16 protein-coding genes are annotated in these 18,301 nt (G+C 64.1%); 4 read left to right on the top strand and 12 right to left on the bottom strand.

The window, feature by feature from the left end:
• Positions 1-2: 2 nt before the first annotated feature.
• Positions 3-809, bottom strand: a complete 807-nt coding sequence (locus tag ABIA90_RS04635; RefSeq protein WP_354117443.1) for a shikimate dehydrogenase family protein — start codon at positions 807-809, stop codon at positions 3-5.
• On the bottom strand, positions 806-2,668 hold the full coding sequence (locus ABIA90_RS04630; protein WP_354117442.1) for a flavin-containing monooxygenase: 1,863 nt from the start codon (positions 2,666-2,668) through the stop codon (positions 806-808). Before ABIA90_RS04630 ends, ABIA90_RS04635 begins: the two co-directional genes overlap by 4 nt.
• A 163-nt stretch (positions 2,669-2,831) precedes the next feature.
• Between ABIA90_RS04630 and ABIA90_RS04625 the strand changes: the two genes are divergently transcribed.
• Together ABIA90_RS04625 and ABIA90_RS04620 are read left to right on the top strand one after the other, a co-directional pair.
• Complete coding sequence (locus tag ABIA90_RS04625; RefSeq protein WP_354117441.1) at positions 2,832-4,457, top strand: long-chain fatty acid--CoA ligase; 1,626 nt, start codon at positions 2,832-2,834, stop codon at positions 4,455-4,457.
• A 92-nt stretch (positions 4,458-4,549) separates the two neighbouring features.
• Positions 4,550-5,668, top strand: coding sequence for a glycoside hydrolase family 172 protein (locus ABIA90_RS04620; RefSeq protein ID WP_354117440.1), 1,119 nt, complete (start codon positions 4,550-4,552; stop codon positions 5,666-5,668).
• Positions 5,669-5,751: 83 nt separating this feature from the next.
• Here ABIA90_RS04620 and ABIA90_RS04615 read toward each other — a convergent pair whose 3' ends face one another.
• The 4 genes from ABIA90_RS04615 to ABIA90_RS04600 are packed head-to-tail and all read right to left on the bottom strand — an operon-like array spanning position 5,752 to position 8,417.
• Positions 5,752-6,285, bottom strand: coding sequence for a porin (locus ABIA90_RS04615; RefSeq protein WP_354117439.1), 534 nt, complete (start codon positions 6,283-6,285; stop codon positions 5,752-5,754).
• Between the two features lie 31 nt (positions 6,286-6,316).
• A complete protein-coding gene (locus ABIA90_RS04610; protein WP_354117438.1) occupies positions 6,317-7,075 on the bottom strand; it encodes an outer membrane protein in 759 nt (252 codons plus the stop codon).
• Between the two features lie 52 nt (positions 7,076-7,127).
• Positions 7,128-7,637: a porin gene (locus tag ABIA90_RS04605; protein ID WP_063983916.1), complete on the bottom strand. Its 510-nt coding sequence runs from the start codon at positions 7,635-7,637 to the stop codon at positions 7,128-7,130.
• A 51-nt stretch (positions 7,638-7,688) separates the two neighbouring features.
• A complete protein-coding gene (locus tag ABIA90_RS04600) occupies positions 7,689-8,417 on the bottom strand; it encodes an outer membrane protein (RefSeq protein WP_354117437.1) in 729 nt (242 codons plus the stop codon).
• 569 nt (positions 8,418-8,986) lie between these two features.
• Between ABIA90_RS04600 and ABIA90_RS04595 the strand changes: the two genes are divergently transcribed.
• Entirely contained in the window at positions 8,987-10,198 is a 1,212-nt protein-coding gene (locus ABIA90_RS04595; RefSeq protein WP_028159281.1) for an acyl-CoA dehydrogenase family protein, read from the top strand.
• A 660-nt stretch (positions 10,199-10,858) separates the two neighbouring features.
• Here the strand turns inward: ABIA90_RS04595 and ABIA90_RS04590 are convergent.
• Genes ABIA90_RS04590 through ABIA90_RS04575 form a run of 4 tightly spaced genes read right to left on the bottom strand, consistent with a single transcriptional unit; the run spans position 10,859 to position 14,451 of the window.
• Positions 10,859-11,725, bottom strand: coding sequence for an efflux RND transporter periplasmic adaptor subunit (locus ABIA90_RS04590; protein ID WP_063983918.1), 867 nt, complete (start codon positions 11,723-11,725; stop codon positions 10,859-10,861).
• Positions 11,722-11,928: a DUF1656 domain-containing protein gene (locus ABIA90_RS04585; protein ID WP_028146630.1), complete on the bottom strand. Its 207-nt coding sequence runs from the start codon at positions 11,926-11,928 to the stop codon at positions 11,722-11,724. Before ABIA90_RS04585 ends, ABIA90_RS04590 begins: the two co-directional genes overlap by 4 nt.
• Positions 11,925-13,976: an FUSC family protein gene (locus ABIA90_RS04580; RefSeq protein ID WP_354117436.1), complete on the bottom strand. Its 2,052-nt coding sequence runs from the start codon at positions 13,974-13,976 to the stop codon at positions 11,925-11,927. The genes ABIA90_RS04585 and ABIA90_RS04580 overlap by 4 nt, the downstream gene beginning before the upstream one ends.
• Before the next feature lies 1 nt (position 13,977).
• Positions 13,978-14,451 carry a MarR family winged helix-turn-helix transcriptional regulator gene (locus ABIA90_RS04575; RefSeq protein WP_354117435.1) on the bottom strand — a complete coding sequence of 158 codons (474 nt, stop codon included), beginning with the start codon at positions 14,449-14,451 and terminating at the stop codon, positions 13,978-13,980.
• 92 nt (positions 14,452-14,543) lie between these two features.
• Here ABIA90_RS04575 and ABIA90_RS04570 point away from each other — a divergent pair, with 92 nt between their 5' ends.
• The gene (locus ABIA90_RS04570) at positions 14,544-15,770 is read left to right on the top strand and encodes an MFS transporter (protein ID WP_354117434.1); all 1,227 of its coding nucleotides are present in this window, start codon (positions 14,544-14,546) and stop codon (positions 15,768-15,770) included.
• A gap of 9 nt (positions 15,771-15,779) precedes the next feature.
• On the opposite strand, the gene ABIA90_RS04565 is transcribed toward ABIA90_RS04570, so the two are convergent.
• Positions 15,780-16,688 carry an amino acid ABC transporter substrate-binding protein gene (locus tag ABIA90_RS04565; protein ID WP_354117433.1) on the bottom strand — a complete coding sequence of 303 codons (909 nt, stop codon included), beginning with the start codon at positions 16,686-16,688 and terminating at the stop codon, positions 15,780-15,782.
• 149 nt (positions 16,689-16,837) lie between these two features.
• Positions 16,838-18,277 carry an amidohydrolase family protein gene (locus ABIA90_RS04560; RefSeq protein ID WP_354117432.1) on the bottom strand — a complete coding sequence of 480 codons (1,440 nt, stop codon included), beginning with the start codon at positions 18,275-18,277 and terminating at the stop codon, positions 16,838-16,840.
• Positions 18,278-18,301: the final 24 nt, after the last annotated feature.

The raw sequence follows: 18,301 nt of genomic DNA, 5'->3' as shown, positions 1-18,301 counted from the left end.
GCCTACCCTTCGCCGTCGCGGCCGAGCAGGAAATCCACCATGATGCCCTGGTGCTGCTCGTACATGTCCGTACCGGTCCCGGTCACGCAGCCGATCCTGCGGGCGGCAGCGATGAAGGGCGAGACTTCCGGCTTTGTGATGACGCAGCCGCAATAGGCCGACGGCGAAAGCCGCGCGACATCGACCGGCAGCGGATCGCCCTCCTTCATCCCGGCGGGTGTCGCATTGGCGACGAAATCGAAGCCCGCGGGATCCCCGGTGCCGACCCGCACGGGCGTTCTGCCGCGCCCGTTGAGCCGGCCGATCAATGCGTCGCGGCGCTCGGGCGCGCTGTCGTGAATCGCGAGATCGCTCACGCCGGCCTCGACCAGCGCCAGCGCGATCGCCGATCCTGCGCCGCCGGCGCCGACGACCAGCGCCCGCATGCCCCGGGGATCGATCCCCTTCGCCCGCGCCGCACCGACGAAGCCGAGGCCGTCCACCATGTCGCCATGCCATGAACGGTCGGCGCGCCGGCGCATCAGGTTCACGGTGCGCAGGAAATGTGCGCGCTCGGTCGCACTGGCGCAGGCCTGATAGCAGGCAAATTTGTGCGGGATGGTCACGACGATGCCGTCGAGGTTCTTCAGCCGCGTTGCCACCGAGAGGAAATCCGGCAAATCCGCTGGCGCGACCTGGACCGGCACGAGAATGCCGTCATGGCCGCGCGCGGCGAAGGCGGCTGTTACGCCTGCCGGCGAGCGCACCTGCGCGATGGGATCGCCGACGATGACATGGAGCCGCGTCGCGCCTGATAGAGCCGGGATCATGCCGTTGAAGCCGGAGCCAGAGAGCCGCCCGCCTCGGTCCCCTCAGTCAATTCCAGGCCATCCAGATTGCCTTCCTTGCGCCATTTGTCGAGCAGCCGCAGGAACGCCACCGGCCCGCGCCAGTACTGGCTGTTTCTTGCCGCGATCGGATCGAACACGCCCTCGTTGTTGTAATAGCCCGGCGTGCATTCGGACAGATAGGTCTGGCGGCCGAGCGCGGCCTTGACGACCTCCTCGACCCAGGCGTTCTCGGCAGCGAGCGTCGGCTCCAGCGTCCGCGCTTTGCGCTTGCGCACTTCTGCGATCACATAGGCGATGTGCTGCGACTGCTCGTCGATGATATGCGGAAAATTGGCGCTCTGGCCGGCCTGCACCGTGACGATCAGGAAGCAATTCGGGAAGCCGCGGCTGTAGAAGCCATGCAGCGTCTTGACACCATCGCGCCATCGCTCGGACAGGCTCACGCCGTCGCGGCCGTAAACCTCGAAGCCCATGCGGCGGGCATAGTCAGTGCCGACCTCGAAGCCGCTGGCATAGATCAGGCAGTCGAGCTCATAGGCCTTACCGTCAACCACGACGGCGTTCTCGGTGATGCGCTCAACGCCCTGCCCTTTGGTGTCGACCAGATGCACGTTGGGACGATTGAAGGTGTCGAGATATTCGTCGTGGAAGCATGGCCGCTTGCAGAACGCCTTGTACCAGGGCTTGAGCGCCGCCGCGGCGGCTTCGTCCTTCACGACGGTATCGACGCGCGCGCGGATCTCTTCCATCTTGCGGTAGTCGGCCTGCTCGATGACCTTCAACGCCTCTACGAGCGAGGTCACCGGCTGCGGCTGGCGGCGCGGCGCGAGCAGGATCTCGCCAAGCAGGCCGGTCCAGCCGTCCTGCACCAGGTCCCGTTCGAACGGCTCGCCGGAGATGACCGCAGTGAAATTGTCCATGCGCTCGCGCTGCCAGCCGGGCTTGAGGCTCTGCGCCCAGTTTGCGTCCGTCGGACGGTCATCGCGCACGCCGATCGCCGATGGCGTGCGCTGGAAGACGTAGAGCTCTTTCGCCGATCGGCCGAGATGCGGCACGCATTGCACGGCGGTCGCGCCGGTCCCGATGATGCCGACGCGCTTGTCGGCGAGACCGGTGAGACCGCCTTCGGCCGTGCCGCCGGTGTAGCCATAGTCCCAGCGGCTGGTGTGGAAGCTGTGTCCCCTGAAGGTCTCGATGCCGGGAATGCCCGGCAGCTTCGGACGGCTCAGCGGCCCCCCGGCGAGAATGACGAAGCGTGCGCGGATGCGATCGCCACGATCGGTCTCGACCAGCCAGCGTCCCTCCTGCTCCTGCCATTCCATCCGCGAGATGATTGTCTGAAACAGGGCGCGCTCGTAGAGGCCGAAGTGACGGCCGATGCGGCGGGAGTGTTCGTAGATTTCGGGCGCCCGCGCATATTTGCGCACCGGCATGTAGCCGGTCTCTTCCAGCAGCGGCAGATAGATGTAGCTCTCGGTATCGCAGGCCGCACCGGGATAACGATTCCAGTACCAGGTGCCGCCGAAATCGGCGGCCTTTTCCACGATCCGGAAATCATCGATGCCGGCCTCGCGCAGGCGCGCGCCGCAGAGCAGCCCACCGAAGCCACCGCCGACGATGAGAACTTCGGTCTCTTCGCTGACAGCTGCGCGCGCAAATCCGGGATCGGCCCAGGGATCGTCGAGATAGCGGCCGAAATCGCCTGCGACCTCGACATATTGCGCCTTGCCCTCGGCGCGCAAACGCCGGTCGCGCTCGTCGCGATAGCGCGCACGGAGTGCGGAAATATCGACCGTAGATTCGCCGGCTGCACCGGTCTTGTGTCTTTCCGCTGACATCGATTTCCTCCACGGCGGACGCTGCTTCGGATCAGTTAGCCCCGAAAAAGTGACGCATGCAATCGCGTCGCTCGCTTTTTGCGTGAACGCCGCATGACGTTCCGCTAACCTCACGCGCAAATCACAACATATGCCACGCAACGACGTGGCCGCGGAGGAGACCATGCGGGGATTGATGATGGATATGCCGCTCCTGATCAGCGGCCTGATCCAGTATGCCGCGGACTATCACGGCGAAGCCGAGATCGTCGCGCGCGAGATCGAGGGCGACATCCATCGCTACACCTACGCCGACGCCCATCCACGCATCAAGCGCATGGCGCTGGCTCTGAAGCGGCTCGGCATGAAGCAAGGCGACCGCGTCGGCACCCTGGCCTGGAATACGCACCGGCATTTCGAGATGTTCTATGCCGCGCCCGGCATGGGCTATGTGCTGCACACCATCAATCCGCGGCTGTTCCCCGAGCAGCTCGTCTACATCATCAACCACGCCGAGGACCGGCTGCTGTTCATCGACCGCGCCACGCTGCCGCTGGTCGAGGCGATCGCGCCGCAACTGAAGACGATCGAGGCCTATGTCGTGATGTCCTCGCGCGAGCGGATGCCGGAGACCAGGCTTGCGAACGTGCATTGCTATGAAGATCTCCTCGCCAGCGAGAACGGCGCCGGTTTCGCCTGGCCGGAGTTCGACGAAAAATCCGCATCCACCATCTGTTACACGTCGGGCACGACGGGCAACCCCAAGGGCGTGATCTACTCGCACCGCGCCGCCATCCTGCAGACCATGACCTGCTGCAATTTCGACTTCCTGCCGGGACATCTCGAAGGCGTACGCGAAGTCATGATGCCGATGGCGCCGCTTTTCCACGGCAACGGCTGGAACATGCCGTTCACCGCGCCTTACACGGGATCGAAGCTGGTGCTGCCCGGCCGCAACTATGAGCCCGACAAGCTCTATGAGCTGCTCGAAGGCGAGAAGGTGACGCTCTCCGCCGGCGTGCCGAGCTTCTGGCTGATCCTGCTCGATTGGCTGGGTCGCACCGGCAATAAATTCTCGACGCTGCGCGCGACGCTGTCGTCCGGCTCGGCGCCGCCGCGCGCGATGGTCGAGAAGCTCAAGCGCGACTATGACATCGACTACATCCAGGCCTGGGGCATGACCGAGGCCCTGGGCTGCTCTATGCCGGGCTTGCGGCCCGGCTCCGAGCATCTCGGCGACAAGGAGAAATTCGACCGGCGCCAGGTGTCGGGCCGCGCCTGCTTCGGCACAGCCTTGCGCATCGTCGACGACGGCGGCAACGAGCTGCCGCGCGACGGCAAGACCGTCGGCCATTTGCGCGCCCGTGGCCCCTGGGTCGCCTCCGGCTACATGAAGCTTGACGAGGGCCTCGACCGTGATGGCTGGCTGATCACCGGCGACATGGCGGTGATCGACAGCCAAGGCCACGTCACGCTGACCGATCGCTCCAAGGACGTGATCAAGTCCGGCGGCGAATGGATCTCCTCGATCCAGCTTGAGGACGTCGCATTGTCCCACCCTGACGTGCTTCAGGCCGCGGTGGTCGCGATCAACCACGAGAAATGGCAGGAGCGTCCGCTGCTCCTCGTCGTCCGCAAGAAGGGCGCGACCGTGGACGGCAAGACCTTGCTCGACCACATGCGCCCGAAGATCTCGAGCTGGTGGATGCCGGATGCGGTCGAATTCCTGGACGAATTTCCGATGACCGGCACCGGCAAGGTGCTCAAATCCGCGTTGCGCGAGAAGTTCAGGGAGTACCGCGTCGCCTGAAGTACGCGCACCCTGCGTGCGCGGTCTTCATCTTTTGGTAGATTCGACGGCGATATATCGAGGTGCCGCTAACTCCAGGGATCGAGGACAGCATGGCGTTTTCCGGATTGGGCCTGCATCTCGGCAATCTGTCGCGCCTGTCGAATGCGCAGACGCGCTCGATCAGCCCCGAGAATTTCACCGGCGAGAAGGGCAAGGGCGGCATGTCCGTCGAAGGGCCCGCCGCGCGCCAGGCTCGCGATCTCGGCCAGGGCTGGAAGATCTCGCCCTATGTCGTGATCGAGCCCGGCGCGACCTTCACGCTCGGCGACATTCAGGGCCAGGGCGCGATCCAGCAGATCTGGATGACGCTGGCGCGCGGGCGGCTCCGTCACTCGATCCTGCGCGTCTACTGGGACCACCAAACGCAGCCAAGCGTGGAATGCCCGGCCGGCGATTTCTTCGCCTGCGGATGGGAGGAGTTCGCGCAGGTGTCCTCGCTCGCGGTCTGCGTCAATCCCGGCCGCGCCTTCAACTGCTACTGGGAGATGCCGTTCCGCACGCGCGCGCGCTTCACGCTGGAGAACCGCAGCGAGGAGCAGCTCACCGTCTACTACCAGATCAACTATGCGCTCACCGAGGTGCCCGAGGACTGCGCCTATTTCCATGCGCAATTCCGGCGTACCAACCCGCTGCCGTACAAAGAGGTCTACACCATCCTCGATGGCGCCAGCGGTGCGGGCCACTACGTCGGCACCTATATGGCCTGGGGCGTCAACAACAACGGCTGGTGGGGCGAAGGCGAGATCAAGTTCTTCATCGACGGCGACGGTGCATTCCCGACCATCTGCGGCACCGGCACCGAAGATTATTTCTGCGGCGCCTATAATTTCGATCCCTATGTCGCGCATGCCGGCCAGGGTCCGGCGCAACAATCCCGTTACCAGGAATTCACCACGCCCTATGCCGGCCTGCCGCAGGTGATCCGTCCCGATGGTGTCTACAAGTCGCAGCAACGCTTCGGCCTGTACCGCTGGCACATCCCCGATCCCGTGCGCTTCCGCTCCGATCTGCGCGTGACGATCCAGGCGCTGGGCTGGCTGCCGGGCGTCAAGGAGGCGAAGTATCTTCCATTGCAGGACGACATCGCCTCGGTCGCGTTCTGGTACCAGACGCTGCCGACCCCGCCCTTCCCGACATTGCCCGGCCCGGATTATCTCGAAATCGGCTAGCCGCCCTTCTCTGCGCTCACAGCATTTGCGCCGCCCGGACGTCGTGAAGATCGTCCGGGCGGCGCCTTCGTGTTCGGCGCCGGCTACCAGGAATACTGGAGCCCCACGCGTCCAAGGGCGCGCACGTCGCTCCACGACTGCGCCGGAAGCGCCACGCCAAACTCCGTCGCGGTCCGGTTGGACGTGGACGTCAAGCTGCCGCGATCGAGACCGAACGCGATGCCCATGGTCAGTGACAGGTTTCCCTGGATCCTGATCATTCCGACCACACCGGCGGCATGCTGCCCGTCGAAGACGGCCCAGTGCGTCGAGATCGCATAGTTGGTCCCGTCGGGCAGGAACGGATTGACGAGCGAAGTCGCCATGGCCGTTCCCGTCGCTGCACGGGTAATCTGGCGTGCGAGATCGAACTGGCTCTGCACCGTCTGCCCCGCGTTCACGCAGGTGTCAGTACCCGGTATGTAGAAGAAGTTGGCACCGTAGACCGAGCAGATCTTTTCGTACTCGACCGCAGCATGGCCGGGCGTCGGGATCGCCAGAACCAGAGCGGCAGTCGCAAGGATAGCGCGCAGTTGACGTCGGAAGACGTCTCGTGCCGCGTTGATTTGCTTCCACATGTTTGTCTCCAATCAGTGACGTTGGCGCGGCTCAGTAACGAGCAACGATGGCATCGCCGTTGAAGCGGTAGTTCACGCCGAGCTTCACGAGGTGAAGGTCATGGTCGACGTTCTGGGTGCTGATCCGTGTGCTCAGCGCGATCGCAGCCGGACCGAAATACAGATAGTCGTACTCCAGTCGCGCCGAGAGATTGCTCGTCAGCGCGTATTCAAGGCCGACGCCGCCGGTCAAACCGGTCCGCTGATGGTTCACGTCGAGCGGAGCAACCGTGCCGACATAGGCCTGGTAGGCGACATTTGCCCAGGCAACGCCGCCTTTGGCGTAAGCCAGTACGTTATCAAACGCGTAGCCGATGCGACCGGTGCCCGTCGCCATCGCCTGGTACGACACTGAGAGGCCGGACAAGATGGGGTTCGCGGGATCGAACGGACGATTGCCCTTGATCGACGCCCAGGAAAGATCGAGCTCGGCACCGACCACGATGTTGTCGAACTGCCAGTTGGCGCCAACCTGCGCACCTGCGAGCGCGCCCTTTGTGTCCATCGTGAAGCGATCTTGCGCGAATGCGAAGCTCGGGTCGACGAGCCGGCTGCTGCCCATGCCATAACCGCCATGAGCACCAATGTAGAAGCCGTTCCAGAGCGGCACCGGAGCGACGACCGGAGCCTTCACTGTCATGTCGGCCGCGTTCGCGGATGTGGCAGTGAGCGGCATGGCCGCGAGAAGCAGCGTGGCGGCAGCAACGCAAGAGAGGAAGCGGCGCGCCGAACGCGAGAGAGAGATTGTCATGGGATGGTCTTTCAAATGTCAGAATGAATTTTAGGAGCGAGCGTCGCGTGCATCACCAGGCGTACATGAACCCCGCGCGGCCGAGGCCACGGACGTCACTCCACGATTGCGCCGGGATCGCCGTGCCGAATTCCGTCTGCGTGCGGTTGGTGAGGGACGTGAGGCTTCCCTTGTCGAGGCCGAGCGAGAAGCCGCCCGAGAACACGAAATTGCCGGAGACCCGCACGAGCCCTGAGAAGCCCGCTGCGTGCTGGCCGTCATAGGTCGCCCAGTGGGTCGAGACCGCGTAATTGGTGCCGGTCGGAAGCCACGGCGCGACGAGCGACGCGGCCATCGCGGTGCCGGTCGAAGCGCGGGTCTGCGCACGCGCGAGATCGAACTGGTTCGTCGCGATCTGGTTGGCGTTGGTGCAGGTGTCGGTGCCCGGAATGTAGAAGAAGCCGGCGCCGTACAAGGAGCAGACCTTGACGTACTCGACTGGAGCGGCGGCGTGGCTTGGTGCGGCGATCATGGCGCCGAGGCCGGCGGTGACGACTGCGGCGATCTTGGACATGGTGGACATGACGTTGTCTCCGAGGATTTCTGTTGAATGTTGTTTCGATGTGCCGGGGAATTAACGCGGGAGGCCGCCGTCGCCGTTGAAACGGACGTTGATGCCGGCCTTCACCACCTGGACGAAATGCTTGATCTCGGAGGTCGTGTCCTGGCTCACCCAATGCAGCGTTTCGGTGGGGAGAAAGATCGCGCTGTATTCGACCTTGGCGGAGACGTTGCGCAGGAAGGCCACTTCCAGGCCGACGCCGCCGACGGCACCGAACAGCTCGCGGTTGTAGTTGGTGATCTCCGGGGTGAACCGCGACGAAAGCTCCATGCGGGCATAGGCGGCACCGCCCTTGGCATAGGCGAGCCATTGGCCCGATGCGTAGCCGACACGGCCCGTCGCGGTCGCGAGGGCGGTGTAGCCGACCCCGTTGGTGGTGCTCGACGTGAGAAGGGGCGAGGTGCTGGTGTTGCCCTTCACGAAGGACCAGGAGCCGTCGACCTCGGCACCAAGGACATAGTTGCCCAGCTGCCAATTGTAGCCGAGTTGCCCGCCCGCGAGCGGTCCGTTGTAGTAGGCAAAGAACGGATTGTTGGCGGGGCTGTTGAGGGGATCGCGAAACTCCGACTTCCCCCATCCCCAGCCGCCATGGACACCGGCGTAGAATCCAGACCAGGAGACGACGGGTGCAGGCAGCGGACCGCCGGCGAAAGCAGGTGAAGTGATAATCGCGCTCACCGCTGCAACGGCGGCGGCGAGTCTGATGCGGTGAGTGACGGAGCGTTCTGATTGCGTGTGCATGTCGATGTCCATTTCCTTTTTCCAATTCAAGAGTGTGTTTCTTATATTTATCTATTTTAGATTGTGCTTTGAGATGCAACGTTTGGATCAAGCCCTTGCTTGCTTTTGAACGAACGAAACCGGCGACCGCGCAGCTTGCGAATCGACGGGACGAACTACCGGTTGTTGGAAGAACCCGCGCGCAGTCTAGGACAGTGCGCTCCGCGTCCTATCGACTGGCGAACTAGGGGCGCGCGATCCGTAAGGATGTGCTTCCGTAGTCCCCTTGTGTTGTCATGACTGCTGCCCCCACTTTTGATTGAGGCCGATCTTAGGCACGACCTTTCGGATTGCCAGTCGCGTCAAAGTCACAGTTGCTGATTGTTTCCCACGCGCTTCTCATTCGGTGCACAAACGCAAGACAACGCATGAATGGGCGTCAATATCGCTACGCAACAGGTGAGCTCTGACGCGATTTGCGCGGAGCCGCGCCGATGAAAATGCGATGAGGCAAGCGCCGCTATCGCCGACTCGATTCTGATGCAGGCCGGCCCCGCGTGCAGGCGCTGCTTGGTCTACAGGAGGTCCAGATGCTCTATCCGATGTCGCCCAAAGTCGTCGAACTCAAGCGCAAGCTCGAAAGTTTCATGGACCGGCACATCTATCCGAACGAGGAGCGCTTCTATCGCGAAGCGGAAGAGCTCGGACCGTGGAAGGTCTATCCCGTCGTCGAGGAGCTGAAGCCACTGGCGCGCGCCGAAGGTCTCTGGAATTTGTTCCTGCCGGAGTCCGGCCACGGCGCGGGTCTCACCAATCTCGAATATGCCCCGCTCTGCGAGGTGATGGGGCGCACGCATCTGGCGCCCGAAGTGTTCAACTGCTCGGCGCCCGACACCGGCAACATGGAGGTGCTGGAGCGCTATGGCACGGAGAAGGACAAGGAGCGCTGGTTGAAACCGCTGCTCGCCGGCGAAATCCGCTCCTGCTTCGCCATGACCGAGCCCGCGGTCGCATCATCCGATGCGACGAACATCGAAAGCTCGATCGTGCGCGACGGCGACCATTACGTCATCAACGGGCGGAAATGGTACACGACCAACGCGACCGATCCCCGCTGCAAGATCTGCATCTTCATGGGCAAGACCGATCCGGACAATCCCGACCGCCACAAGCAGCAATCCATGATCCTCGTGCCGATGGACACGCCGGGCATCGAGGTCAAGCGTCCCCTCCCCGTGTTCGGCTTCTACGGTGTGCCCGACCGCGCTTCCGAGGTCGTATTCACCAATGTGCGTGTGCCCAAGGAGAACATGCTGCTGGGCGAAGGCCGCGGCTTCGAGATCGCACAGGGCCGCCTCGGCCCCGGCCGCATCCATCACTGCATGCGGCTGATCGGCCTTGCCGAGCGCACGCTGGAAAAGATGTGCCGCCGCGTGCGCAGCCGCGTGGCCTTCGGCAAGCCGGTGTCGGAGCAGACCGTGACGCAGGAGCGCATTGCGGAAGCCCGCATCATGATCGAGCAGGCCCGGCTGCTGACACTCAACGCCGCCTATGCGATGGACACGGTCGGCAACAAGGTCGCGAAGGCTGAGATCGCGATGATCAAGGTCGCCGTGCCCAACATGGCCTGCCAGATCATCGACTGGGCCATCCAGGCCCATGGCGGCGGCGGCACCTCGAACGATTTTGGCTTGACCCAGGCCTACGCGACCGCGCGCCTGCTGCGGCTTGCCGATGGGCCGGATGAAGTCCACAGGAACCAGATCGCGCGGTTCGAGCTGAAGAAATACTCGAATGCCTGAGTAGACATTGGCTCGTCAGTCCCGAGCCGAACGCCTGAGCGTCGGAGTCTAATCGACGCTTGGCGGCTCCTGGATGGGTGCAGACACATTTTGCTTCGAAATCGCTTCGAGCATCGCTCCGAAAATGATGATCGGCAGATAGAACGCAAGCATGATCGTATTCCTCCTGCTGTGACAACCTTGGCCTGCAGGACCAGGTTCCTCAAATTGACACTCGCCCGCCTCGGAACAATTTCGTCGCTTACCTAGCAACCGACGAAACCGAGTCGCAGGCAGTGTCAGGAACGCATCGCGTCAATCGCATGGGCGATCAGAACGACTGCGCTCGCGGCAATGAGAAACACAAACAACCAGCTCATGTCCGCCTCCGATCCCGGAAGTGAACGCGGTCATCCATGCACAGTCAAAAACCATCGGTCTGGAACCGCTATTCAACGGCTGGCTGATGCTTCGCAGCAACATTTGCGTCCGCTGTCGGCTCTATCGGCAGAATGCCAGAAGGAGCAACGCACCGACGACGCAGGCTGCCAGGACTAAAAACCAAACGCCCATACGGTCCCCCGACTCACACAAGCGCGTCAGGATTAGCCCTGCGATTTGGCATTGAAACGCTTGTTGGCGGTTTTCCCCAAGCCAGGCGCGATCCATGGGCTCGTTGCGTTAGTCCAATACCTCTACCGTCGCGGAGCGGCCGGCGACGAGCGAGATGGTGTCGGGGACATTGTCCAACGCGATGCGCACGGGGACGCGCTGGGCGAGCCGCACCCAGCTGAAGGTCGGGTTGACATTGGCAAGCAGGTTCGCGCCCTCAGCGCGGTCGCGGTCCTCGATGCCGGCGGCGATGCTCTCGACATGGCCTGACAGCGTGACCGTCTCGCCCATCAGGCGGACCCGCACCTTGTCGCCGGTGCGAATGCGCGCGAGCTTTGTCTCTTCGAAATAACCCTCCACGTGCAACGTATCCGTGTCGACCAGCGCCATCACGCCCTTGCCGGCCGTGACGTAAGCGCCGGGACGCAGATCCATATTGGTGATGACACCGTTCACGGAGGCGTGGACCTCGCTGCGATCGAGGTTGAGCTGGGCGACCGCGCGGTCGGCAACGGCCTGATCGAACGCCGCCTTGGCCTGGAGCTGGGTGGCCAACACCTGCTCCTGCTTCTGCTGCGATACCGCATCGGTGGTCAGCGCGCTGTAGCGCTTCAAATCGGAATTGGCCTGGTCGAGCGTGGCCTGATGACCCGCCACCGATGCATCGGCTTGCCGCAAGGCCAGCGCGAAACGTTCGCGATCAATCCGGAACAGCACATCGCCGCGATGGACTTTCTGGTTGTCCTTGACCAGCACCTCCGTGACGAACCCGGAGACGTCAGGCGCGACCTGCACCACATCGGCGCGGACGCGACCGTCGCGGGTCCAGGGCTGCTCCATGTAATAGACCCAAAGTTCACGGCCGACCGCGAGCGCGGCGACGACGGCGAGAACGGTCAGCGCAAGGCGGCCAAACCAGGCGAAATTCCCCTTCATGGCAAAAACTCCGAGAGATAGACGACGCCGCCGAGAAGACAGACGAAAATCGCGAAATCGAACAGCGCACGGTGCCAGACCAGCCGGTAGAGGTCGAAGCGCTGCATGAGCCGGCGCAGGATCGCGCTCAGGACATAGGCGACGATGATCCACAGCAGCAGCGCCGGCACGAGCACGCCATAGATGTCGATCACGTATCTCATGCGGCAACACTCTCGCCTGTACGCGGCCGGTAGGCCGGTGCGTCCGGGAACAGGCCGCGGCGGATGCCGACGAGGCCGATCAGAGCGTCTTCGCGCGCGCTGTCATTGGAATCCGTCACCGCCTTGGCCAGCGCCCGATCGACGCTGGTCAACAGCTCGGTCGGCATTGCTCCACCGGCATGGCTGCGGCAAGCGATCGCGAGCTGATCAAGCATGTCGTCGATGACGGCAATGGTGGTTGCGGCAAGCCCATAGCGGGCGCGGCGCAGGTCGATGATATTGATCCCGATTCGAAGCTGCACGAGGCTGTCGGCATCGTGGCGATCGCTCTCGGAGAGGAAGGCGATCCGCTGCACCAGAAGGCCCAGACGGTGCAGCATGAGGCCCGCAAACTCTGCCCGATCATGCTTGCCACGGCGCTCGGCAGCGACCGCGAGCGTCTTCCAGCTCGATAGCACCAGGCGATTGGCGATCCACTCGGCGCCGACCCCGCGCGCGATCCGCGTCACGAGCTCGGCGATGACGACGCCGACGAAGAAGGCGACCGCGGAATTGGCATAGGATGCGAAATCCGCGCTGTAGGTCGATTGCAGCGCCAGCAGCGTGGCCGTGTTGGCCGCGAGCGCCATGCCTGTTCCCGCCGTTGCCGGCCGTCCGATCAGGAAGCCGTAGAGCAGAAAGGTCGGCGCCAGCGCGACGATCAGAACCTCGATATGAGAGATCGCGGGCACCAGCGCGAACAGATAGATCGCGACGACCACGATGGCGACCAGCGACCACAGGCCGAAACTGCGGATGAAACGTGCGGGCTCGTCCTGCGCGGCAAAGAAGGAGCACGCGACCGCCGCCATCATCGGCGCCGAGGCGCCGTCCGGCCAGCCGGTCCCGATCCAGAACGCGCAGCAGATCAGGATGGCCGTGGCCGCGCCGGCCGCCGACCACAAGGCAAGGCCGCGGTCGCGATGGCGCACCGGCGCGGCACCGGCCTCGGAACGGAAGGCCAGATCGAGCGTCGAAACATTGCGGCTCTCGGCGATGGCCTCGCTGAGCACGTGGCAGTCGCGCGAGAGGTCGACCAGCTCGCGCAGCCGCAACAGGAGGCTCGTGGTGATGATCCGCTCCCATGAGGCGCTGTCATCGAGCACCGCCTGTCGCTCTGCAATCATGGCGCGGATCGGCTCGGCCGGTTTCCGCGCGCCGACATCGCTCGCTATCCATTGCGCAAGATCCTCCAGCAGCCGCTTCAGCTCGGGCTGCCGGCGCAACGCCTCCTTCCCCAGCGCTGCCAGCCGATCCTCCAGCGAGGCGATCACCGGCAACAGCATCAGCATGCGCAGCCGGATCTCGCCGAGGCCAGTCACCACATTGCGATCGGTCAGCCGGTCATACGCGAGATGAGTGGAAAGCGTGTCGATCTCGACGATGTCGGTCGCAAGCTTGAGTCGCCTGCCGCGGCGCGTTTCACTCGTTCCCTGACGAAGCAGCACCGCCTGGCTCAGGCGCTGCGCATCCGACAGCCAGGCGTCGACGCGATTGGCAACGGCTGGCGCGACGCTGCGGGGAAAGACGATGGTGGAGACGAGGCTCGCGCAGATGATGCCGAGGGAAATCTCCTCCACCCGCGCAATGGCGGTATCGAAGATGGCGCCGGGCTCGGAGACCGAGGGAAACCCGATCAACGCGACCGTGTATCCCGCCAGCATGAAGACATAGCTGCGCGGCGTGCCATCCAGCAGCGACAGATAGAGGCAGAGCCCGACCCAGAGCGCGATCGCGAGGCAAAGCAATTCCGGTGCATCGATCAGGTTCGGCACCAGCGCCACCGTCATGGTGGCGCCGACCAGCGTGCCCATGACGCGAAAGAACGCTTTTGAGCTGGTCGCGCCCGCCAGCGGCTGCGAGGTGATGTAGACCGTCGCCATCGCCCAATAGGGCCGCGGCAGGTCCATGGCGAATGCGATGACGAGCGCCAGCATCGACGCGGCAAACGTCTTCAACGCAAAAATGACGTCCGCGTGGCGGACCAGGAACGGCTCGTCTGCGCGCATGCTATTTCGTCTCTGGACCGGTCTTGGTGTCCTGCAGGCGACTGGCCCGCTGCTCGATGCGCTGAAGAGTTTCGAAGGTTATCGCAAGTTCGTCCGCGCCGATATCCTTGAGCAGGCTCGCCCGCACCCGGCGTAGCACCCGGTTGGTCTCTTCGACCTTCGCCCCGCCCGCTTTGGTCAGATGTAGCGTTTTGGCACGGCGGTCGCTCCGATCCTCGCGGCGTTCAACCAGCCCCTCGGCCTCGAGCAGATCGATCAACCGGACCAGCGACGGCCCCTCGATGCCGAGCTCGTCGGCGAGCACGCCCTGACGCACGTTCTCGCCCTGCCGCGACAGCACCAGCAGCGGAATCGCTGTCGCGTAGGACAGGCCGTGATCGGACAGCGCCTGATCCGACTCGCGGCGCCAGATGCGGGCCAGTCGCGCGATCAGCCGGCCGATCTCACCGTGGATATGCGCCTGCGAGGGAGCCATGCAAATTAGATAGGACGCGAACTATTAGCCTGCAACTATATAATCCGGCGTGTGGCAATCGATCACGCAAATGCGAACGAGGACAGCACTGGATGGGACCGGGTTCCGCGACCGAGGCAAGGGAGACGATAGCGGGCGAGAGCACGCTGACGCTGGTCCCGACCTTCGTGGTCGTCGCTGTGGACGCGACGGGCATGGGAATCATCCTGCCCCTGCTGCCGTTCTACTCGCAGCGGCTCGGCGCGACGCCGTTCCTGCTCGGCGCGCTGATCTCGGTCTATGCCGTCTGTCAGCTCGTTGCCGGCCCTGTGGTCGGCATGCTCTCGGATCGCTACGGCCGGCGGAAGGTTCTGGTCGTCAGCCAGATCGGCACTTTCATCGGCTTCATCCTGCTCGCATTGGCGGGCAACCTGACGCTGGTGTTCCTGGCGCGCATCATCGACGGCCTGACATCAGGCAACATCTCGGTCGCTCACGCCTATGCCGCCGAGCACAGCGCGCCGGCAACACGCAAGCAGGCACTCGGCATGACCAGCGGCGCGATTGGAACCGGGCTGCTGCTCGGCCCTGCTCTCTCGAGCTTCCTCGTGCACTACGGCCAGACCGCGCCGGTGTGGGCCGCGGCCGCGCTATCGCTGATCAGCATCGTTGCGACGATCGCCCTGCTCCCGCCTGATCACCCGGCGTCCGAGCCGCTCTACCAGCACCGCGTGCCCGAGCCGACGCCGACCCGCAGCCTGCTCGGCATGCGCTACGCCTGGCGGCTGCTCGGCCTGCTCATCGTGTTCTTCTTCGTCAACTCGATGTTCCTGTCGCAGATCGGCCTGTTCCTGTCGGCGCGGTTCTCCTGGGACGGACATCCGTTCGGCGCGCGCGAACTCGGCTGGATGTTCGCCTATGCCGGCTTCATCAACATGGTGGTTCAGGGACTGCTCATCACGCGTGTGAGCATCATCGCGTCAGACCGCAGCATCGTGATGGCCGCGTTCGCTTGCATGGGTCTCGGATTTGCCGGACTTGCGGCCCGCGACAATGTCGGCCTGCTCGTGATCAACCTGACACTGATCATCGTCGGCACCATGTTCGCGCGCAGCACGCTGACGGCCGAGCTGTCGCGCTCGACCGCGATCAACCGGCAGGGCATGATCATGGGCCTGAACCAGTCGCTGATGTCGGGCGCGAATATCAGCGCGCCGCTCCTGAGCGGCGCGCTGATCGGTCATCGGCTGTTCGTTCCGTGGGCGCTTGCTATGGCCGCCATCGCGGCGATCGGCGCGGCGCTGGCTGGCCAGCTGCTGGATGCACCGCGGACGCGCTAGCTCCTCCCCTCACTTCACCAGATAGACGTCGGGGTCAGCGCTCGAGCTCGGCGACTTGAAAGCATTGCGCAGGGCCGCCGACATCGGAACGTTGTAGTTGATATTATTCGGCGGCGTCGGCGACTCCAGCCACCTCTTGTAGAGCACCTCGATCTCCGGGCTCGCGTAAAGCTCCGCGGTCGCACGATCGGCCAGCGCCTTGAACGGCGCATCCTCCCGCCGCAGCATGATCCCGAACGGCTCGGCCTTCGAGAACGTCTCCTCGCTGATCATGAACAGCGCCGGCTCCTTCGAGCGCGCAATCGCGACCGCAAGCTGGACGTCGTCGAGCGCGTAAGCCTGAGCGCGGTCGGTTTCCAGCAGCAGGAACGCTTCGGCTTGATCCACGGCCGGCATTATCCTGATGCCGAGATTTCGCTCGGTGTTGACCTTGGCAAGCTGATTCAGATTGACCGAGCCTGCCACCGCCGTGACGGCCTTGCCCTTGAGATCGTCGATGGTGTTGATCTTCGCGGCCTTCTTGGCCGCAAACCGCGTCGCGCTGAGGAAATGCGTGTTGGTGAAGGCGACCTGCTTCTGGCGGTCGGCGTTGTTTGTCGTCGCCGAGCAGTGCAGATCGAGGGTGCCGTTGACCATCAGCGGAATCCGGTTCGACGACGTCACGGCGAGGGTGTCGACCGCGATGTCGGGCATACTGAGCTGCTTCTTCACGGCATCCACGATCTTGAGGCAGATATCCATCGCAAAGCCGATCGGCTTCTGGTTGCCGTCGAGATAGCTGAACGGAACCGAGGCTTCCTGATAGCCCAGCGTGATCTTCTTGGTCTCCTTGACCTTCTGGAGCGTGCCCGACAGGTCCTCGGCTGAAGCTGCGCCCGCAAGACATGTGACGGCCAGGATAACGGTGGGAAGACGCATCAGAGGCTCCTCAAGGGGATCAAGGGCTGCGCCGGCGCGCAGCCGCGCGTGTGATAGCCCAGAGCCGGACCAACCGCCAGACGAGGTTCCGCCTATCAGCTATCGCGGTTTTATATCGGCAGAACCTAAGGGGGGCGTGGCGCCCCGCCCTATTCGCAGGTGAGCTGCTGCTCGAACCAGCCGGAGACCCGCTCCGACAGCGGCGGCCAAACGCGCTGGAAGTTCGAGAGCTTGCCGACATTGACGCGGTACATCGCCCGCAACTCCTGCTCGATGGCCGGCAGGTCAACGCCCATGCAGGCCCCGTCCTTCGCTATCGTCTTGCCGGCGACGACGACCCCCTTCACCAGCGACGCATTGCCCCGCGCGAACAGAAGCGCCATGGGGTCAACGGGCATGATCTGATCTCGGTCCAGCCGGTCGAGGTCGATCACGACGAAATCGGCGGGATTGCCTGCGACGAGCTCGCCGCTCCCGGGCGCGCCGGTGGCACGGCGCCCGTTGCGGACAGCAAGCGCGAACAGCTCGGCCGGCGTCCAGGTCGCCCTGAAGCCGAGGCCGCCATGGACCATCTGCACCAGCCGCATCTCGCGCAGGATGTCGTCGTCCTCGTCCAGCGCCAACCCGTCGACGCCGACCGCGATGGCGCAGCCACATTTGTGTGCGACGGCGATCGGGGCGAGCCCCGAGCGCAGATGCATGTTCGAGCTGAAATTGGTGACGATGCGCGCGCCGGAGGCTGCGATCATCTCCAGCTCATCGGGACGGGCGTGGATGCAGTGCGCCAACGTCAGCCGCTCCGAGAGGAAGCCGATATCGCGCAGCCAGCGCACCATGTCCGGAAAGTTTTGGTCGGCCCAGGCGCGCTGATAGACGGTCTCCAGCAGATGCATGTGAATGCGGCGGCCCGTCTGCGCCGAGTTCTCCGCCACCGCCTCCAGCAGCGGCTTCGAACACCATTGCACACCGGCGGGCCCGAGCTGCACGTCGACCATCGGGCCGGAGATGGCGGCGGCAATCGCATCGGTCAGCTCGATATAGGCCTTCGGAGACATCGGCGCGCGGACAAAGAGGTCTTCGATGGTCTTGCGGTCGTCACTGGGGAGGCCGGAGAGAATCGGCTCGGCATCGCCATAAACGATCGGATTCTGGTCCCGCACCGCGAGGGCAAATGCCACGCGGATGCCGACATCGGATGCCGCCCTCGCAATCGCCTTGGCTTCATCGAGCAACGGCATCGTCCCGCTTGGGCGGGTGTAGTGCACCATCATCGCCGCGCAACCAGCCCTGGCGGAACGTGCCAGTGCGGAGGCCGCGGTCAGATAGGGGTCGATGGGCGAACCGAGCGCGGTGCGCAGGATCCAGCTTTCGAGGGGCATGCCGACCGCCCCGAAGGACGACGCGGTCGCGCGCGCATGATCATGGGCGTTGACGAAGGCAGGAATGACGAAGGAGCGAGGCCCGCCAGCAGGCCCCGCTCCTTCAAGAATGTCGGTGATGATACCACTATCGTACCGCAGCACGACATTGTCGGTCACACCGAGATCAGGGCCACGGAACAGGCTGGTTGCCGCAATCTCCGTGGCCATGACGGTCTCTCCAAAGATCGGTGA

Origin of the sequence: Bradyrhizobium sp. LA6.8 (genome assembly GCF_040547935.1) — a bacterium.
GTDB classification, from domain to species: domain Bacteria; phylum Pseudomonadota; class Alphaproteobacteria; order Rhizobiales; family Xanthobacteraceae; genus Bradyrhizobium; species Bradyrhizobium barranii.
The sequence above is the reverse complement of the archived record's forward strand: the minus strand, read 5'-3'. Positions and strand labels throughout refer to the sequence as shown.

Bases quoted from the DNA above. Each gene is read 5' to 3' on its own strand.
- ABIA90_RS04635 (WP_354117443.1), bottom strand. From the start codon at position 809: ATGATCCCGGCTCTATCAGGCGCGACGCGGCTCCATGTCATCGTCGGC.
- ABIA90_RS04630 (WP_354117442.1), bottom strand. From the start codon at position 2,668: ATGTCAGCGGAAAGACACAAGACCGGTGCAGCCGGCGAATCTACGGTC.
- ABIA90_RS04625 (WP_354117441.1), top strand. From the start codon at position 2,832: ATGCGGGGATTGATGATGGATATGCCGCTCCTGATCAGCGGCCTGATC.
- ABIA90_RS04620 (WP_354117440.1), top strand. From the start codon at position 4,550: ATGGCGTTTTCCGGATTGGGCCTGCATCTCGGCAATCTGTCGCGCCTG.
- ABIA90_RS04615 (WP_354117439.1), bottom strand. From the start codon at position 6,285: ATGTGGAAGCAAATCAACGCGGCACGAGACGTCTTCCGACGTCAACTG.
- ABIA90_RS04610 (WP_354117438.1), bottom strand. From the start codon at position 7,075: ATGACAATCTCTCTCTCGCGTTCGGCGCGCCGCTTCCTCTCTTGCGTT.
- ABIA90_RS04605 (WP_063983916.1), bottom strand. From the start codon at position 7,637: ATGTCCACCATGTCCAAGATCGCCGCAGTCGTCACCGCCGGCCTCGGC.
- ABIA90_RS04600 (WP_354117437.1), bottom strand. From the start codon at position 8,417: ATGCACACGCAATCAGAACGCTCCGTCACTCACCGCATCAGACTCGCC.
- ABIA90_RS04595 (WP_028159281.1), top strand. From the start codon at position 8,987: ATGCTCTATCCGATGTCGCCCAAAGTCGTCGAACTCAAGCGCAAGCTC.
- ABIA90_RS04590 (WP_063983918.1), bottom strand. From the start codon at position 11,725: ATGAAGGGGAATTTCGCCTGGTTTGGCCGCCTTGCGCTGACCGTTCTC.
- ABIA90_RS04585 (WP_028146630.1), bottom strand. From the start codon at position 11,928: ATGAGATACGTGATCGACATCTATGGCGTGCTCGTGCCGGCGCTGCTG.
- ABIA90_RS04580 (WP_354117436.1), bottom strand. From the start codon at position 13,976: ATGCGCGCAGACGAGCCGTTCCTGGTCCGCCACGCGGACGTCATTTTT.
- ABIA90_RS04575 (WP_354117435.1), bottom strand. From the start codon at position 14,451: ATGGCTCCCTCGCAGGCGCATATCCACGGTGAGATCGGCCGGCTGATC.
- ABIA90_RS04570 (WP_354117434.1), top strand. From the start codon at position 14,544: ATGGGACCGGGTTCCGCGACCGAGGCAAGGGAGACGATAGCGGGCGAG.
- ABIA90_RS04565 (WP_354117433.1), bottom strand. From the start codon at position 16,688: ATGCGTCTTCCCACCGTTATCCTGGCCGTCACATGTCTTGCGGGCGCA.
- ABIA90_RS04560 (WP_354117432.1), bottom strand. From the start codon at position 18,277: ATGGCCACGGAGATTGCGGCAACCAGCCTGTTCCGTGGCCCTGATCTC.